Below are 15884 nucleotides of genomic sequence, written 5' to 3'. Positions count from 1 at the left end.
GGCCCTGCAGCCGAATACACCTAACGCGCGGCGGCGGGCGCCTCGGGCTCCGACGGGTCGGCGGCTGCGTCCGAATCCTCATGGTTCGCCTCGGCGACGGCTTGTTCCGCAGGTTCGGCCAGCCCAGTGGTCTCGTCCCGTTCTATGGGGTCGTCCTGCTCTGTGGGGTCTGTCTGCTCTGCGGCATCGGCCGTATCTGGGGTGGCCGCCTCGTCGGTCTCCGGCTCGGCGTCGTCGATTCGACGCACCGCGCCCCACGCGATCAGCGCGCAGCCCGCGACGATCATCGGCACAGAAAGCCACTGCCCCATGGTGAGCCCCAGGCCAAGGTAGCCTAGGTGCGAGTCCGGCTCCCGGAAGAACTCCCCGATGAACCGGAAGATCCCGTATCCGGCGAGGAAAAGGCCCGCTACCTGACCGCGGTAGCGCTTCCTGCGGGCGAAGAACCACAGGATGACGAATAGCAGCAGCCCTTCCATCAGCCCCTGGTAGAGCTGCGACGGGTGGCGCGGCACGTCGCCGCCGGTGGGGAAGATCATGGCCCAGGGCAGGTCGGCGGGCGCCTCCCGCCCCCAGAGTTCCCCGTTGATGAAGTTCCCGATCCGGCCGAAGAACAGTCCCAGCGGGGCGGCGGGCACCACGAAGTCGGCCACCTGCAGCATCGGGCGCTTGTGGCGCCAGGCGTAGTAGCAGAAGGCCAGCAGCACCCCGATCGCGCCGCCGTGGAAGCTCATGCCGCCCTCCCACACCTTGATGATGTCCAGCGGGCGGGACAGGTAGTACGACGGGTGGTACAGCAGGCAGTAGCCGAGCCTTCCGCCGAGCAGCACGCCCAGGATCACCGCCGTGAGCACGTCCTCCACCACCGTGGTGGTGTATGGCCCGGGCCGCGATATCGACCGGAAGGGCTCGTGGGCGAGCCGGCGTCGCATCAGGAAGTAGCCTGCGGCGAACGCGATCAGGTACATGATCGCGTACCACTGAATGGCGAGGGGGCCGATGCGGATGGCCACCGGGTCGATGTCCGGGAAGGGCAGGAGGAGTTCGGTCACGGCTATAGCCTTGCACATTCCTCCCCAACTGCCCGACCCTGCAGGGGCGGCGCTACTCGATTGCCGACGACGGCTCGATGCGACGGGTGAACGGCCACCACACCGCCGCTCCGACGTCGAGCACCAACCCCGGGATGAGCAGGGTCCGCACGATCAGGGTGTCGATGAGTACCCCGTAGGCGACGATGAACGCCAGCTGCACCATGAACATGAGGGGTATGACAGCGAGGGCGGCGAAGGTGGCGGCCAGTACCACCCCGGCGGAGGTGATCACCCCGCCGGTGACGGCCAGCGATTTCAGCACGGCCTGGCAGGTGCCGAGCGTCGGGGTTTCTTCGCGGGCGCGGGTCATCAGGAAGATGGTGTAGTCGATGCCGAGCGCAACGAGGAAGACAAACCCGTAGAGGGGCACCGCTGGGTCGGCACCGGGGAAACCGAGGATGTGGTTGAAGACGATGGCGGCAGTGCCCATGGCGGTGCCGAAGCTGAGGATGGTGGCGGCCATCAGCAGCACGGGAAGCAGGATGCTGCGCAGCAGCACCATCAGGATCAGCAGCACGACGCCCAGCACGAGCGGGATGATCGTCCACAGGTCGCGTTCTGCGGTGGCGTTGGAATCGATGGCGGTGGCGGTGGTCCCACCCACCAAGGTGTCGGCGTCGAGTTCACGCAGCTGCTGGCGCAGGCTGACGACGGTGGTCTCCGCCTCCGCGGAGTCGGCCGGGGAGGTGAGCGTGGCCTGGAGGTAGACCATGGAGTCGACCACCTTCGGGGGCAGGTTCTGTGGCGGGATGCCCGCGGGCTGCCCGCCCTCAGCGGTGAGTGTGACGGCGCCGACGCCGTCGAGCCCGGCGACGAGGTCCGCGGCCTGCTGCGCGAACTCTTCGTGCACGAAGATTGAGGTGGGCGAGCCGGTTCCGGCGTCGAAGTGGTCATTGAGGATCCGCTGGCCGCGTTTGGCGTCGGTCTGCCCGAGGATCAGATCCGACGATGCCACGCCCTCCGCGCGCAGGGTGGGCAGCCAGGCCGCACCCAGGAGCAGCAACAGCGCCGTGACCACCCAAATGGTTCGGGGCCGACGTTCGACGACCCCAGCGATCCGCCACCAGACGCCGCGCCGGGTTTCAGCAGCAGCCTGTTCGCCCTGATAGGCGGGGCGCGCCGGCCAGTAGGCGGCGCGGCCGAAGAGGTAGAGCAGCGCGGGCAGTAGGGTGAGCGACGCTCCCCAGGCGAAGGCGATGCCGGTGGCGGCGATGGGGCCGAGGGACTTGTTGGAGTTGAGGTCGGAGACCAGCAGGCACAGCAGCGCGACGGCGACGGTGGCGGCCGAGGCGCTGATGGCGTCGAGGGAGCCGGTCACGGCTTTGCGCATGGCGTCGAACACGCCCTTGGTGGTGGCCAGTTCTTCGCGATGGCGGGCGACGAGCAGCAGCGCGTAGTCGGTGGTTGCGCCGATGACGAGGATGGAGAGGATGCCTTGAGCCTGCCCGTTGAGTGCGATCCATTCCCAGCGGGCCATCCAGTAGATGGCGAGGATGGCGGCGCAGAGCGCGGCCATCGAGGTGAAGATCACCAGCAGGGGAAGCAGGATGGAGCGGTAGACGATGACGAGGATGACAAGCACCACGGCCAGCGTGACGACGAGAAGCAGACCGTCGATGCCGGAGAATGCCGCAGCCAGGTCGGCGCTGAAGCCAGCTGGGCCGGTGACGTGGAATGTGGTGTCGGGCGCCACCCCGTCGGGGCGTGGGGCGTCGGCGAGGGTGGCGCGCAGGTCCGCCACCACCTCGCGCGCGTCGAAATCCTGCGTGTCGATGAGCGCGATGTACTGCACGGCGGTGCGTTCGTCGTTGGGGATGGGGCCGATGGTGCGGGTGACGCCGCCGGTGTTGTCGATTTCGCTGCGTAGGTCGTCCAGGCCGGCAAGCTGGCTGGGTTCGAGGGCCTGGCCCAGCTCGGCTACGACCACCGCCGGGATCACCTCGTCGGTGTCGAACTTGGCCGCGAGGTCTGCGGCGCGGGTGGATTCGGCGCTGGCTGGGAGGAAGGTGGATTGGTCGTTGGACGTCACGTCGGAGAGCTTGCCGAACGTGGGCCCTCCGAAGCCGGAGATGGCCAGCCAGATGAGCAGGCAAATGGTGGCGACGGTGATGCGCAGAATCTTCACGGAAACCAACTTAGCAGTTATCTAGATAATCTAGCTACATGAAAGTCTAGTTATACTGTCCGTGACATGAACACCCCGGACAGATCCTCCCCCGCCTGGCAGCTGATGCAGGCGCTGCGCGCATACACCGAGACCGCCGAACGCGTCATCGACCAGCACGGAGCGCTGCGCGGCGTACGCCGAACAGACCTCAAGACCCTGTCGTTCGTCATCAGCCGTGCGAGCGAGGGCTGCCCGGCTACCCCCAAAGAGCTCGCCCGGCGCCTCGGACTGACGACGGCCGCCACCACCGCCGTCGTCGACCGTCTGGTGGAGCACGGCCACGCACGCCGCGAGCCGTCGACGCACGACCGGCGCTCCGTCGAGATTCATGCCACGGACAGCGCACTCGCCGAGGGGCGGGCAATCTTCCAGCCGATTTCCGCCGCCACGATGGCCAGCCTGCGCGACTTCAGCGACGAAGAACTCGCGACGACGCTGCGCGTGGTGCACGCCGCCACTGCCGCGCTAGAGAGCACCCAACTCGATTAGAGGCTGCCCCGGGTAAGGGCAGGGTAGCCTGTGGGGGGAAGCACGCCGGGAGGAGCTTTCCATGGGGTCAAAAGTAGTTCGTGTTCTTCAGCGCCCGGTGCAGCCGCGCGCGCTGGGGCTGCGTCGCTGGGCCAACACCTGGGGCCGAGGGCTAGCACTCGGCGTCGCCTTCCTCACCCAGATCGGCCTGCTGGGCGGGGTGGTGCTCTTCTTGGCGGATTGGTCGCCCGTGTTCGCAGCCGCGCAGGTGCTGCTCGGCGTCGTGGCGCTGCTCCACATCCTGAACACCCGCATGGAAACCACCTACAAGTTAGCTTGGGCGATGCCCGTGCTGCTGCTGCCGATCCTCGGCACCGTCTTCTACCTGACGTTCGGCACGCGACGCGGCACGCGCTGGCAGCGCGAGCGTATGCGCCAAGCCGACGACGCGGCCCGGGCGGCGATGCGGCTCGCGCCGAGCGTCGACCCCGAAAGCCTGTCGGCCCTGCCCTCGCTGACGGCCCGGTACCTGGAGAACACCACCGGATACCTGGTACACGAGAACACCGCCACCACCTACTATCCGCTTGGCGAGGCGGGATTCGAGGCCATGTTGGAGGCCATCGGCCGAGCGAAACGCTACGTGTTCGCGGAGTACTACATCGTCGATGAAGGGGAGATGATCGAGCGCCTGCTCCACGCGATGGCCGAGAAGGCGGCCGAGGGCCTGGACGTGCGGTTCCTCTACGACGACATGGGGTGCTTCTTCACCCTTCCGGACGGTTTCACACAACGCTGCAGAGAGGCCGGGATCAAGGTGCTGCCGGTGAACCCCATCGGGCTAGGGTTCACGCTGGCCTTCCAAAACCGCGACCACCGAAAGATTCTGGCGATCGACGGCGAGGTCGCCTTCACCGGCGGCATCAACATCGCCGACGAATACATCAACCTGAAGCAGCGCTACGGCCACTGGAAGGACACCGTGGTCCGCCTCGCCGGCCCGGGAGCCTGGCCGTTCACGGTGATGTTCCTGCACATGTGGCAGCTGGCCAGCGGCGAGACGGTCGACTACCCGGCCTTCGCTCCCCCGGCCGACGCGTGGGCGGACTGCTCGGGTGAGGGCCTCGTCGGGCCCTTTGACGATTCCCCCTTCGACGAGTTGTCGGCCGGGCTGGACATGTATCAGTTGATGCTTAGCAAGGCCCAGGAGAGCGTCGACATCTTCAGCCCCTACCTCATCTTCGGTGACGGGCTGCTCGAACAGCTGCAAGCCACGGCCCGCTCCGGGGTGCGGGTTCGGATTGTCACGCCGAAAGAAACCGACCAGAAGTATGTCCACATCGTGACCCGTTCCTACTACCCCGCACTGCTGGACGCCGGAGTGGAGATCTACGAATACACCCCCGGCTACATACACGCGAAGTCCATGATCGTTGACGGGGAGCAGGCCATCGTCGGCACCATCAACTTCGACTTCCGCAGCTTCTATCTACACCAGGAATGCGCGGTCTGGGTTTACCGGGCACCCGAGTTGCTCGCCGGGTTGCGGGCGGACGTCGAGGACACCGTCGCCCGCTCCGAGCGGATCGGCCCGGAGGCTCTCCGCATGGGCCCGGTGAGGACGGTGGTGCAGAGCGTGCTCAGGGCTTTCGCGCCGATGATGTGAAAATCGACGATCATCGGTGCGCGCCCCCACGCGCGGAGTAGAGTTTCTTCTCGCTGTCAGCGAAAGGAACTCGAATGCGTCTCCCAGCTCTGGGCAGGACCGCCGCCGTGGCGCTTGTTGCCTGTCTGTCCCTCACCGCCTGCGGGTCCGCCGCTTCCGGCGGGCAGGAGGCCGGCAGCACGTCAACGACGACGAACCTGGCGAATGCGCTGGACGATTACGCCGCCGCCGAAAACACCCGGCTGCGGGGCGAGGGCGCAGTCGCTGCGGAGTACGAGATCAAGGTCTCTGCCGTCGCGCCAGGCACCGCGCACTACGAGTACACCTTCAAGCAGGCGGTGGACCCCATCGAGACGGGTGCCGCTTTGGAGACCTCGGCCCCGGAACTCAAGCAGAGCATTGAGGAGACAGTCCTCCCGGCCATGCGGGCGCTGGGGATCGAGCAGCCGGCGGTCAAGCACACCTACTACAACCCCGACGGCGGGCTGATCTGGGAGTTGACCCACCCCGAATCCTGACTCGCCCGCGCCGACGAGCCGCCTGGCGGGCGCAGTGCCCGCCGGCGGCCCTAGCCTGGGCGTCGACTACTTCTTGAGGAACTCCTCCAGATCAGAGATCCGGATTCCGCGCATCCCCAGGTCGCGGAAGGACAGCGCGGACTGGCGGTTGCGCACCCAGATGACCACCAGCGTGTCGTCGGAAAGGTCGTCGCGCAGATCCTCGACGAGGATCCGCCCGGCCTCGCGCAACACCTGCTCCTGGATCTCGGGGTCGCTGCCGTCGAGCATGAGCGACCCGCCGACCGCGCCCTGCCCTCCCTTGAACTCGCTGGGCATGGTGTAGCCAACCTCGTGGAGTTGCACGACGTGGGGGATGGAGCTAAACGCCCGCTCGATCCGCTGATTGATGCCTTTCAGGTCGGTCTCCGGCACGTCGCCGCCGCCTCGCACCTGGGTCATAGCCCACAGCCCGCCCATCACGATGAGCCCGCCGATCGCCATCACCGGCGCCATGACAATCGCCGCCACCAGGACTATCGGCCTGATCGGCTTCGGCACTCGGTAATCGCTGCCCAGGTTCATCATTGCTTCTCTCCTTTCGCTTTATCCGACTATCTCAGGCTTCGCGGAGCGCCGCGACGATCGTCGCACCGAGCTGCCCCGCTGGCACCTGCCAGATGAGATTCTCATCGGAGTCCACCATGTAGAGCCGCTTACCCAACGCCCACGCCTTGCTGCTGGTGCGGGCACCGTCGTCGTCCAGGGCGTAAGTGAAAGCAAAGACCTGTGCCCGCGCGTCGAATAGGTCAACCAGCCGGGGCGGCAGGTTGGGCAACTGGTGTAGTTCGCTGGCGAAAGTTTCCGGCTTGGCCACCATCGACGGGGGTAGCCGGAGGCCCTCCAGGGTGACCAGGTCCTCGTCGCGCAGCTTGGCGGCCTTCGGCTCGTGCCGGAGCTCCTCCAGCGGCGGAAGCACCCGGCGCACCAGCTTCCACACCTTGCCGGCGGGGGCGATGGCCACCTCGATCATCGGGTCCAGGCCCTGGATGATCCGCTCGCCGTCCTCGTTCGCCCCGACGACCCCGCGCTCGGTGAGGCAGACCGCGTGTTCTCCCTCCACCATGATCGTGCCCCGGAACACCACCTTGCCGTAGGTGGAGATCAGCTGGCTGCCCACCGTGGATTCCTGCACGACGCGCAGCGCGCTCGCCCACATCTGGTCGAGTTCCCCGCGCCGCAGGATGCCTGCGGCTTCCCAGAAGGCCAGCAGATCCGGGTCGTCCTGGGGGACCGCGCCCGCCGTGATCTTCTCCAGGGCGTCCGCCCAGACCTGGGCGCCCACGATACCGACGTGGATGGCCGGGTCTTCACTTTGAATCATTGTTGTCATTGTTGTTCTCCTTAATCAGTTTCGCGCCCGTAGGGGACCGAGATCGATCCGTCGTAGGTGCCCCGCGTGAAGTCGCTGAACTCTTTCTCCATTTCCTGGTACTTCCTCAAGTTCTCCGGCGTGCCATTTCCGCTGGTGAGCTCGTTGATGTTCAGCTGGTAGAGTTCCTGGCCGTGGGTTCGGTAGAGGTCGACCCGCTTCCCCCAGCCCTCCGGGTCGGGGAAGACGATATTCACCGCGTGATTCTTCGAAACGGGGGCCCCGCCGAAATCCACGCGGGGGATCGGGTCAAATTGGTTCTGCAGCGTGTAGGTGGGCACATCCTTCGGGACACTGATCGTGTCCACCGGCGAGCCCATGGCAATCACGCCCCGGACGTTGAACTTGCTGTTGAAGCTCTCATCAGCCGCAATGTTCGAGGAGATGATCCCACCCTGCGAGTGGCCGAGCAGCAGCACGTCCGGCTTGTGCTTGGCCGGATCCATCCCACGGCTGCGCATGTCCTCGTCGATGGCCATCGAGATCGCGTGCCGGATGGACTCGGTGGCGGCGCTGTTCCCGTTAGCGACTCCCTGGGCGTTCGCCGTCCAGTCCGTGCCCGCCCGGTGCCCCGACCAGCCGGTCCACTCGTTGAAGCTCTCGGTGGTGCACGGCACATCGACGGTGTAGCGCACCTTCCCGTCGCGCCCGACTATGGCCTTCACCTCGACCTCCGCCCGGCCATCGGGGTCGGACTTGTCGCGACTCAGAACCTGCCAGAGCGAACCCGAAAGCATCTCCTGAGCACCATCGACGGCGTGGCTGAGGAACGTGTTGCGGCGCATTTCGTCGGGCCGCGCGTAGTAGGGGCGGCCGTCGTCGAGGAAGTGCAGGTCATCGTTGGCGACGAAGTTACTGATCGCGCTCCCGAGGCGACCGCCGAAGAGGAGCGCGCCCCCGCCCAGCTCGGACAGGTTGGGCAGCTTGCCCTCCTGGAACAACTCCCGCACCCAGTCGGGGTTGGAGCCCTGCTCGAACGCGCGCTTGAAGGCCTTGCCCGCCATCAGGAACCGGTTCGGGAGGCTTTCGACGAACTCCCTGATGTCGAAGTCCCAGCTGAGGCCGTCGGCGATCTTGCCCTTCACCCAGTCGAAGGCGCCGGCAAGGCCGTCCGCTGCCCCGGAGATGAGCCCGCGCAAGCCCGAGACGGCGTCCTCCGCCCCCTGCTTCAGGTTCACGACGGTGCGACCAAACTTCAGCTTGGCGGCGAGCGAAAAGTCGGTGAAGTTGAGCCGAACTACCAAGGCTTTGATGGACGACCAGAAATAAACCTGGGCGCTGGCCCGCCCGAGCCCGAGGCCTTGCCAGAAGCTGCCGTGGTAGTCCAGCGTGCCGTCGTCGCGGATGGTGAAGTTCCATTCCCTGGCCCGCTCAATCAGCTGCTTCTGGGCTTCCTGGATATCGCGGAAGGAATCCCCGCCGGAATTGAGGGCGTCGATCATCGGCGGCAGGTACTCCAAGCGCCTGCGCAGCTGCTCGGCAATTTTCTTGCGGGTCTCGCGGTTCCTTTCCGCCGCTTCCCCCTCCCAACCCGGGACGTCCAGGCCCTCCAGGGTTTCCGCCTGCACGTTGAGGCTATTGCGGGTGGTCGTCAGGCGCTGAGCCGCAGCCCAGAGCGCGCCCGGGTTTGTTCTAAGTCCATCTCCCCATTTCATAGTCCGAAACTCCTTACGAAATCTTGCACAAGCTGCAGCGCCCTTTCCTCACACAGCTTGTAGAACTGGCCGGTCTTCTCCAGCCGCTTCGCGTAATCCAGCCACTCGCTGGCTATCTGCCCTGCCTCGTCGCGCATCTCGCTGCTCGTCTGCGCGGCTGCTCCCTCCGTGTAGCTATTGGGGACGGCGCCACGCAGATCGTCCAAGTGCAGTTGCTTCAGGGCTTCGAAGGTCTCCGCATGCAGGACACGCGCCCTGCGTGCGCCTTCGACCATGGAGTCGTGATTCACCTTGAAATCCATGCTGCTCTCCTTTCCAGCAAGAATGCTAGGAAGCGACGGGGGCACCAGCAGCCGTTTCCTATCCAACTCGCCCGAAAATGAGGTCGCGGCACTAGACCGCGCCGCCCGTACCCGAGTACGGATACTTAGGGCCTGAGTACTCCCGCCCTGGGGTACTCAGCGCGGCGGTCCCGGCGGGGTGAGCCACCCGTCGGGAATGATCAGGGCATGCGCAAACCACTGGCAGCCCTCTCCGCGTTGCTGCTCGCCGCCTGCTCGGCGTCGGTGGGCGATGCCCGTTCCCCGTTCGACACCCGCTACGACCCCGGCTTCCGGCTGCGGCCGTTGAGCCCCGACGAGCCGCCTGCACCACCCGCGCCCCTCGCGCCGGGGGCGGGCATCGTCGAGCCCACCTACGGCACCTGGCTGTTTCGCGCCACCAGCGTCGACGACGGGTCGGGTGGGCGGATGCGGCACGAGTACTCGCGCCGCCAGGCGTTCAACGCCGACAACTCGCGCCTCCTCGCCCAGGACGCCACCGGGCACTGGCACCTCTACGACGACGCGGGCAGTCATCTCGGGGGGCTGGACCTGGCCGGGGACTGCGAGCCGCTGTGGCATCCGAGCGATCCCACGAAGCTGCTGCACACCGAGCGCGGCGGCGGCCTGCGGTGGCACTGGCTGGACGTGAGCTCGGGCCGGCGCCACGTCGCCTTCGACCTCACCGGACGGACCCCCTGGCCGGAGGCCACCGAGTTCTGGACCCGCAGTGAGGGCACCACCAGCGCAGACGGCCGCATCATCACGCTCCTCGCGACGCGCTACGAGCCCGGCGGCCAGCTGACCGCCCACGGCGTACTCACGCTCGACGTGACAAACGGCACCGTGCTCGGCACGCTGGATGCCGACGACTTCCCCACCCCCGGCGCGCTGCCCGACCACGTGAGCACCGCGCCGTCGGGCGAGTACGCCGTCGTGTCCTGGCTCGCCGGGGCGGGCGGCACCGTCGCGTACTCGCTGGACTTCGGCGAGTCCCGGCAGCTCGCCCCGGGCTCCGAACACTCCGACCTGGCGCTGGGCCCCGACGGCGCGGACCTGCTGGTGTACGCCGACTACGGGCGCGGGCAGCTGACGGCGACGGCGCTGGCTACCGGCACCGTCGTCGAGCTGCATCCGCTGTACCCCGCCGCCGGGGAGGCGTACGCGGTCCACATCAGCGGGCAGGCCTTCGACCGGCCCGGGTGGGCGGTGGTGTCCACCTACGCGGACTCCGCGGAATACGGGGCCGTGAGCCCCGCGCCGGTCGCGCGCGCCGAGTACCGCAAGGTGTGGCTGATGGAGCTGGTGCCCGGCGGGCGGCGCCTCAACCTGGCGCACACGCAGTCGGGGGCGGCGGCCGACGAGGTGTCGGCCTACTTCCTGGAGCCGCAGGCGAGCGCCTCGCGGGATCTGAGCCGGGTGATCTTCGCCAGCGACTTTGGCTCGGGGAGGGTGGAGAGCCACGTCGTGGGGCTGCCCAGCTGGGCGCTCGATAGCTGAGGCCGGCCGACGCCCCGTTCGGCGGCCCTACAGCCAGCCGCGCTGCTGCGCGCTGCGCGCGGCCTCCACCTTGTTGGCGGTGCCGGTCTTGCCGATGGCGCTGGAGAGCAGGTTGCGCACGGTGCCCGACGACAGGCCCACCCTCGTCGCGATCCGCAGCACCGACGCGCCCGTGAGCGCCAGCCGCAGCACCTCGCATTCCCGCTCCGACAACGGGTTGTATCCTTCGGTCAGCGACGCGGCCGCAAGCGCCGGGTCGATCACCTTCAGCCCGGCGTGCACCCGTCGCACCGCGTCGGCCAGCACCTCCGCCGGCGCATCCTTCACCACGAAACCCGACGCACCCGCCTCCAGCGCCGCCCGGAGGTAGCCGGGGCGGTTGAAGGTGGTGACGATGAGGGTGCGCACCTTGGGCAGCTGCGACCTCACCTGAGCGGCCGCCTCGATCCCGCTCAGGCGCGGCATCTGCACGTCGAGCAGGCACACGTCGGCGCCGGAGTCGCGCGCGGCGGCAACCACTTCGTCGCCGTTGGACACCTCGGCCACCACCTCAATGTCCGGCTCCAGGCTGAGCAGCGCGCTGAGCGCGCCGCGCACCATCGCCTGGTCGTCGGCCAGCAGTACCCGGATCACCACGTCACCTCCACGTGCGCGCCGCCGAGGTCGGAGCGCTCCAGCACCAGCCTGCCACCTGCGGCCGCCACGCGCTCCCGCATCCCCTTGAGCCCGCCGTGCTCGGTCTCGCCCAGGCCGCACCCATCGTCGGAGATGGCGAGGCGGCGAGGCTTGAAGACGAGGCGGCAGCGGGTGGCGGCGGCGTGCCGGAGGACGTTGGTGGTGGCTTCCTTCAGGATCCAGCCAGCCACCAGCGAAACCGGCGGGGTGAGGCTCTCCGGCTCGCCCTCGACGATCACCTCCACGCCTGCCGACTCCAGCGTGTCGCGGGCGTGATCGAGTTCCTCGACGACGGTGGCGGTGCGCGCGCTCGTCACGGTCTGCCGAACGTCGTCGAGCGCGGCGGAGGTGATCTCGCGGATTTGGGCCAGCTCGGCCCGGGACTGCTCTGGGGCCTTGTCGAGCAGACGCTCGGCGAGCTGCGCCTTGAGGTTCACGACGGTGAGCGAGTGGCCGAGGAGGTCGTGGACGTCGCGGGCCATGCGGTTGCGTTCCTCCAACACCAGGGCGTGTCGCTCGGCTTTCTCCCACCCGTCGGCGCGGATGACGACCTCAGTGATCAGTGTGAAGGTGACCAGGAGGTTCAGATTGTAGATCAGCAGCTCCACGGCGCCGTCGGAGTCGGGGGCCAGCCAGGAGGGCAGCCCGGCCAGCACCATGAGCGAGCAGCTCACGATCCAGCGCCACGGCCGCCAGAGGCCGAAGGTGGACACAGCCAAGAGGTAGGCCGTGAGCCACAGCGCGCCCGTGCCGAGGAGCGGGATCAGCGAGCAGGCGAGCGCGGCCAGCGCGACGCAGCGCGCGGCCAGCCATTTTCGCGCGGCCGGCGGGTACAGGTCGCCCGGCCTGGTCCAGCCCACCACGTACAGGGCGGCGAAGACAGCGATCTGCGTCCACCCGAGCGCCCGCCACGCCCAGGATACGTCGAGCAGGTAGATCTCCCGAACGGGATAGAACAGGTAGATGAGGGAGAACAACGCCAGCCCGGTCGATGCCCTCCCCCAGAAGCGGCTCTGCGATGTGCTCATCTCTGGCTCAGCGCCCGCCGGGCGCCGAGGTAGGCGGCGACGGCGAAGATCACCAGCCAGGCGCCGACGTTGAGCAGCATCCACCATAGTTCCTCCCGAATCACCGTGGTCCCGTCGATCGCGTAGCCCTCGCTGATCGGGTACCTGGCCAGGGCCACGTACCCCCACATCGGTGTGAAGCGCGAGATGTCCAGGAGGGATCCGCTCAGCGGGACGAACGCGTTGCCGAAGAAACCGAAGAAAGTGACGAGCGACGCGCTGACCCCCACCGCCGTCTCGGAGCGGAACCACATCACGGCCGCGAAGCCGTAGACCGCGAACAGCATGCTGCCGCCGAGCACGATGAGGTAGCAGTAGAGCCAGATTCGCCACGACGACGCCTCGGCTCCGCCGAGGTAGCCGCAGAGGAAGACCACCAAGGTGGTGGCGCTGGACACCAAGGTGGCGACCAGCACTTTGCTCACCACGGTTGTGGTGAGGCTCTGGCCGCTGAGGGCCAACTGGCGTCCCCAGCCCGCGAGACTTTCCTGGACCGAGCTGCCCGAGATGGCGGCGGCGCAGGTGGCCGCAGAGAAGCTGCCCATTGAGGCGGTGATGACCATCGCCATCGTCGAGACGTCCGGCGCATCCTGTCCGGCTATTCTGCCGAAAAGCAGCACCATTGCGCACGGCAGCACCACGACGAACATCCAGGTGTTTATGTCGCGGAATTGCCGCATCAAATCGATTCTTATTCCGGTGATCATCGGGATTCCTCCGTGATGTTGAGGAATGCGGATTCCAGGGTGGGTGCGCTCACCAGCAGGCCGGTTGCGCCGTCGTCGAGCAGGTAGCGCAGCAGGTCGTCGGAGGAGCTGGTGTGGATGGTCAGCCGGTTGCCGTTGGCTTCGACGCTGCGCACGCCGGGCAGGGTGCGCAGCCGGGCGAGCAGTTCGTCGTCGACGTGGGGGTGGTCGGCTTCGACCGTGCGCCCGGAGGCGAGGGAGCGCACCTCGGCGACCGGGCCGTCGGCGAGCAGTTTCCCGCGGCCGACGACGACGATGCGCTGCGCGAAATCCTGCGCCTCTTCCAGGTAGTGGGTGCAGAACAAGATGGTGCGGCCGCGGTCGGCTTCATGGCGCATCGTCTCCCAGAATTGCCGCCGCGCGCCGGCGTCCATGCCGGCCGTGGGTTCGTCGAGCACCAGCAGCTCGGGGTCGGCGAGCAGGGCGAGCGCAAACTTGATGCGCTGCTGCTCACCGCCGGAGCACTTGCCGACCTTGCGTTTCGCGATCTCTGTCAGGTTCGCGGAGCGCAGCACCTCGTCGATTCGGCTTGTGGCGCCGCGGATGGCGGCGATCCATTGGAGGGTTTCAAGGACGCTCAGCGTACGCAGCAGGCCGCCGGTTTGGGGCATGGCGCCGACGCGGCCAGCGCGCACTGCGGCGGCGGGTGGCCCCTCGAAGAGGGTGGCGGTGCCCGAGGTGGCCGGCACCAGGCCCAACAGCATGTCGATGGTGGTTGTCTTGCCTGCGCCGTTGGGGCCAAGCAGCGCGACGATTTCCCCGGCCGTGACGCTCAGGTCGAGCCCATCGACGGCCAGCACGTCGCCGTAGCGTTTCGTGAGGCCGTGCAGCTCAATTGTGTTCATGCTCCTATGCTGGCAGAGGCCCGAGCACGCCGTCAGTGCTTCTTGTCACGTACCCGTCGTGACATTTGTCACCCTCGTCTGGCCTTGTCAGTCGCCCACTTGGCGGCGACGACGGCGCACGATTGCGTCGTTGCGGCAGTTGGCCGCTATACTTGCCAAGCGCCACGGGGCATTAACTCAATTGGTAGAGTGCCACCTTTGCAAGGTGGAAGTTAGGGGTTCGAGTCCCCTATGCTCCACCCCGTGATGTCTCATGACATTGGGGACCCCCTTGAACCTTCAGAGTTCGGGGGGTTTCGTTGTTTAGAGTTGGTAGCGGCGGGCGGCGTCGAGGGTGAGTTTCCCGCGTCACACGCTTAACCCCCCGGTCAGTACACCTAGTACGGGCCTTGACCTGCAAGACGCGCGACCTCTCAACCGAGCTCGTCGCAACGAGCGAAACTGGCCAGCGTGGCAGCCGGGGAGGGACAGTCGATGCTCTCGGTCTGCGTGTTCCCGGCGACATGTCGGTGGCCCCGGATACCATGAGAGAGTGCTGGCGGGAGACCTCCTGGGTATCGCCGAGGTCGAGCGAGTTGCCGCCCTCGGCGGGCTTGACGCGCACACCCAGAGTGAGCTTGGTCAGTTCTTCACGCCTGCTGCTGCGGCCCGGCTCATAGCTTCGATGCCCCGCCTGCCTGAGGCTGGGACGCTGCGTGTGCTTGACCCTGGTGCGGGCTCGGGTGTGCTTGCCGCAGCACTCGTCAGCCGTGCGCTATCGGAGCGACCGGGTCTGTCGATTGAGATTGTGGCGGTTGAGCGCGACCCTGCTGTGTTGCCAAGTCTTCGGGCCACGCTTTCTGCGTGTGAGCAGGCCGGCGGTGGCCGGGTCCACGCTGAGGCTGTCGAAGCGGACTTCATTCTGGACTCGGTTGGCTTGGGGGCGTCACTCAGTCTGGATGGCCAGTTCGATCTCGTGATCGAGAACCCTCCGTACGGGAAGTTGGCGGTGTCTCGTGCTCTCGGGCAACGTAGCATCCTCGCCGACCCGCGGTCGCTTGAGTCACGCGACCGGGTCAACGCAGTGATCAAGCACCGGGAGCCTTGGCGCCCCCTTCGGGCCGTCAATGCCGTCCGAGGTGGTTGGCAGGTACACCGATGACATCGGAGACGCTCGGTTCATGACCATAGCGTTCCGGGCCAACGCCCGACTCCGAGCCGAAGCGCCAGCCGTGGTCTACGTCGATGGGACTTCACGCATTCATGCGGTAGTCGCTGAGGATAACCCGGAGTACCACCGAATGCTTGTGGAGTTCGGACGTTTGACCGGGCTCCCTATCGTCCTAAACACTTCATTCAACCTCGCTGGAGAGCCGATCGTTTGCACCCCCTTGGATGCCCTGCGGACATTCTGGTCTTCAGGGATGGATGTTCTCATGCTCGGCCGTCATATGCTCAGAAAGCCACGACTTCCGGCAGTGGAACTCTCAAACAAAGGAGGCGCCGCATGGCAAGGACAGTGAAGATCACCCCAGACCGTCCACTCGTGAAGCTAAGTAATCTAGAGCAGATCGACGCAGAAGCCCTTAGCGCGGATGGATATCACGATTACGTTTCCCTCTCAGGCTCCAGCCTTGACGGCCGTAAGCTCGAGGGCCTGAGGCTCTCCGATTCCAAACTGAGGAGACTGTAAGGAAAACGGTGTGTGAGGGTCTGGCCTGATCCGAGAGGAGATGGCCGTGTCTGACACGACTGACGTCATCGCTGATGACG

General features: G+C 66.9%; 16 protein-coding genes and 1 tRNA gene. 7 read left to right on the top strand and 10 right to left on the bottom strand.

Annotation, left to right across the window (positions count from 1 at the left end):
* Positions 1-20: 20 nt before the first annotated feature.
* Positions 21-1052 (bottom strand): prolipoprotein diacylglyceryl transferase, encoded by a 1032-nt coding sequence (gene lgt, locus EII42_RS11075; RefSeq protein ID WP_125172212.1) that lies wholly within the window; start codon positions 1050-1052, stop codon positions 21-23.
* A gap of 52 nt (positions 1053-1104) precedes the next feature.
* On the bottom strand, positions 1105-3219 hold the full coding sequence (locus tag EII42_RS11070) for an MMPL family transporter (protein ID WP_125172211.1): 2115 nt from the start codon (positions 3217-3219) through the stop codon (positions 1105-1107).
* A 66-nt stretch (positions 3220-3285) separates the two neighbouring features.
* Here EII42_RS11070 and EII42_RS11065 point away from each other — a divergent pair, with 66 nt between their 5' ends.
* The 3 genes from EII42_RS11065 (at position 3286) to EII42_RS11055 (ending at position 5913) form a co-directional block, all read left to right on the top strand.
* Positions 3286-3750: a MarR family winged helix-turn-helix transcriptional regulator gene (locus EII42_RS11065; RefSeq protein WP_125172210.1), complete on the top strand. Its 465-nt coding sequence runs from the start codon at positions 3286-3288 to the stop codon at positions 3748-3750.
* 61 nt (positions 3751-3811) lie between these two features.
* Positions 3812-5395 carry a phospholipase D-like domain-containing protein gene (locus EII42_RS11060; protein WP_125172209.1) on the top strand — a complete coding sequence of 528 codons (1584 nt, stop codon included), beginning with the start codon at positions 3812-3814 and terminating at the stop codon, positions 5393-5395.
* 74 nt (positions 5396-5469) lie between these two features.
* Positions 5470-5913 (top strand): hypothetical protein, encoded by a 444-nt coding sequence (locus EII42_RS11055; protein ID WP_125172208.1) that lies wholly within the window; start codon positions 5470-5472, stop codon positions 5911-5913.
* 66 nt (positions 5914-5979) lie between these two features.
* Here the strand turns inward: EII42_RS11055 and EII42_RS11050 are convergent, their stop codons facing one another.
* The 4 genes from EII42_RS11050 to EII42_RS11035 are packed head-to-tail and all read right to left on the bottom strand — an operon-like array spanning position 5980 to position 9281.
* Complete coding sequence (locus EII42_RS11050) at positions 5980-6480, bottom strand: hypothetical protein (protein ID WP_125172207.1); 501 nt, start codon at positions 6478-6480, stop codon at positions 5980-5982.
* 31 nt (positions 6481-6511) lie between these two features.
* Positions 6512-7276, bottom strand: a complete 765-nt coding sequence (locus EII42_RS11045; RefSeq protein WP_125172206.1) for a hypothetical protein — start codon at positions 7274-7276, stop codon at positions 6512-6514.
* A gap of 20 nt (positions 7277-7296) precedes the next feature.
* Positions 7297-8979 (bottom strand): WXG100 family type VII secretion target, encoded by a 1683-nt coding sequence (locus tag EII42_RS11040; RefSeq protein ID WP_125172205.1) that lies wholly within the window; start codon positions 8977-8979, stop codon positions 7297-7299.
* Positions 8976-9281 (bottom strand): hypothetical protein, encoded by a 306-nt coding sequence (locus EII42_RS11035; RefSeq protein ID WP_125172204.1) that lies wholly within the window; start codon positions 9279-9281, stop codon positions 8976-8978. The genes EII42_RS11040 and EII42_RS11035 overlap by 4 nt, the downstream gene beginning before the upstream one ends.
* Before the next feature lie 207 nt (positions 9282-9488).
* Between EII42_RS11035 and EII42_RS11030 the strand changes: the two genes are divergently transcribed.
* Positions 9489-10799 (top strand): hypothetical protein, encoded by a 1311-nt coding sequence (locus EII42_RS11030; RefSeq protein ID WP_199729865.1) that lies wholly within the window; start codon positions 9489-9491, stop codon positions 10797-10799.
* 27 nt (positions 10800-10826) lie between these two features.
* On the opposite strand, the gene EII42_RS11025 is transcribed toward EII42_RS11030, so the two are convergent.
* The 4 genes from EII42_RS11025 to EII42_RS11010 are packed head-to-tail and all read right to left on the bottom strand — an operon-like array spanning position 10827 to position 14132.
* The gene (locus tag EII42_RS11025; RefSeq protein ID WP_199729868.1) at positions 10827-11432 is read right to left on the bottom strand and encodes a response regulator transcription factor; all 606 of its coding nucleotides are present in this window, start codon (positions 11430-11432) and stop codon (positions 10827-10829) included.
* Positions 11429-12502 carry a sensor histidine kinase gene (locus EII42_RS11020; RefSeq protein WP_158676491.1) on the bottom strand — a complete coding sequence of 358 codons (1074 nt, stop codon included), beginning with the start codon at positions 12500-12502 and terminating at the stop codon, positions 11429-11431. The genes EII42_RS11025 and EII42_RS11020 overlap by 4 nt, the downstream gene beginning before the upstream one ends.
* On the bottom strand, positions 12499-13248 hold the full coding sequence (locus EII42_RS11015; protein WP_148098048.1) for an ABC transporter permease: 750 nt from the start codon (positions 13246-13248) through the stop codon (positions 12499-12501). The genes EII42_RS11020 and EII42_RS11015 overlap by 4 nt, the downstream gene beginning before the upstream one ends.
* The gene (locus EII42_RS11010; protein WP_125172200.1) at positions 13245-14132 is read right to left on the bottom strand and encodes an ABC transporter ATP-binding protein; all 888 of its coding nucleotides are present in this window, start codon (positions 14130-14132) and stop codon (positions 13245-13247) included. Before EII42_RS11010 ends, EII42_RS11015 begins: the two co-directional genes overlap by 4 nt.
* Before the next feature lie 166 nt (positions 14133-14298).
* Between EII42_RS11010 and EII42_RS11005 the strand changes: the two genes are divergently transcribed.
* From EII42_RS11005 to EII42_RS13875, 3 genes are all read left to right on the top strand, one after another.
* Positions 14299-14371: transfer RNA gene (locus EII42_RS11005), tRNA-Ala, on the top strand.
* Positions 14372-14664: 293 nt separating this feature from the next.
* A complete protein-coding gene (locus tag EII42_RS11000) occupies positions 14665-15273 on the top strand; it encodes a carbamoyltransferase C-terminal domain-containing protein (RefSeq protein ID WP_199729864.1) in 609 nt (202 codons plus the stop codon).
* Positions 15239-15634: a carbamoyltransferase C-terminal domain-containing protein gene (locus EII42_RS13875; protein ID WP_125172198.1), complete on the top strand. Its 396-nt coding sequence runs from the start codon at positions 15239-15241 to the stop codon at positions 15632-15634. The genes EII42_RS11000 and EII42_RS13875 overlap by 35 nt, the downstream gene beginning before the upstream one ends.
* Positions 15635-15884: the final 250 nt, after the last annotated feature.

Origin of the sequence: Tessaracoccus sp. OH4464_COT-324, assembly GCF_003932855.1 — a bacterium.
In the GTDB taxonomy this organism is placed as follows: domain Bacteria; phylum Actinomycetota; class Actinomycetes; order Propionibacteriales; family Propionibacteriaceae; genus Arachnia.
The sequence above is the reverse complement of the archived record's forward strand: the minus strand, read 5'-3'. Positions and strand labels throughout refer to the sequence as shown.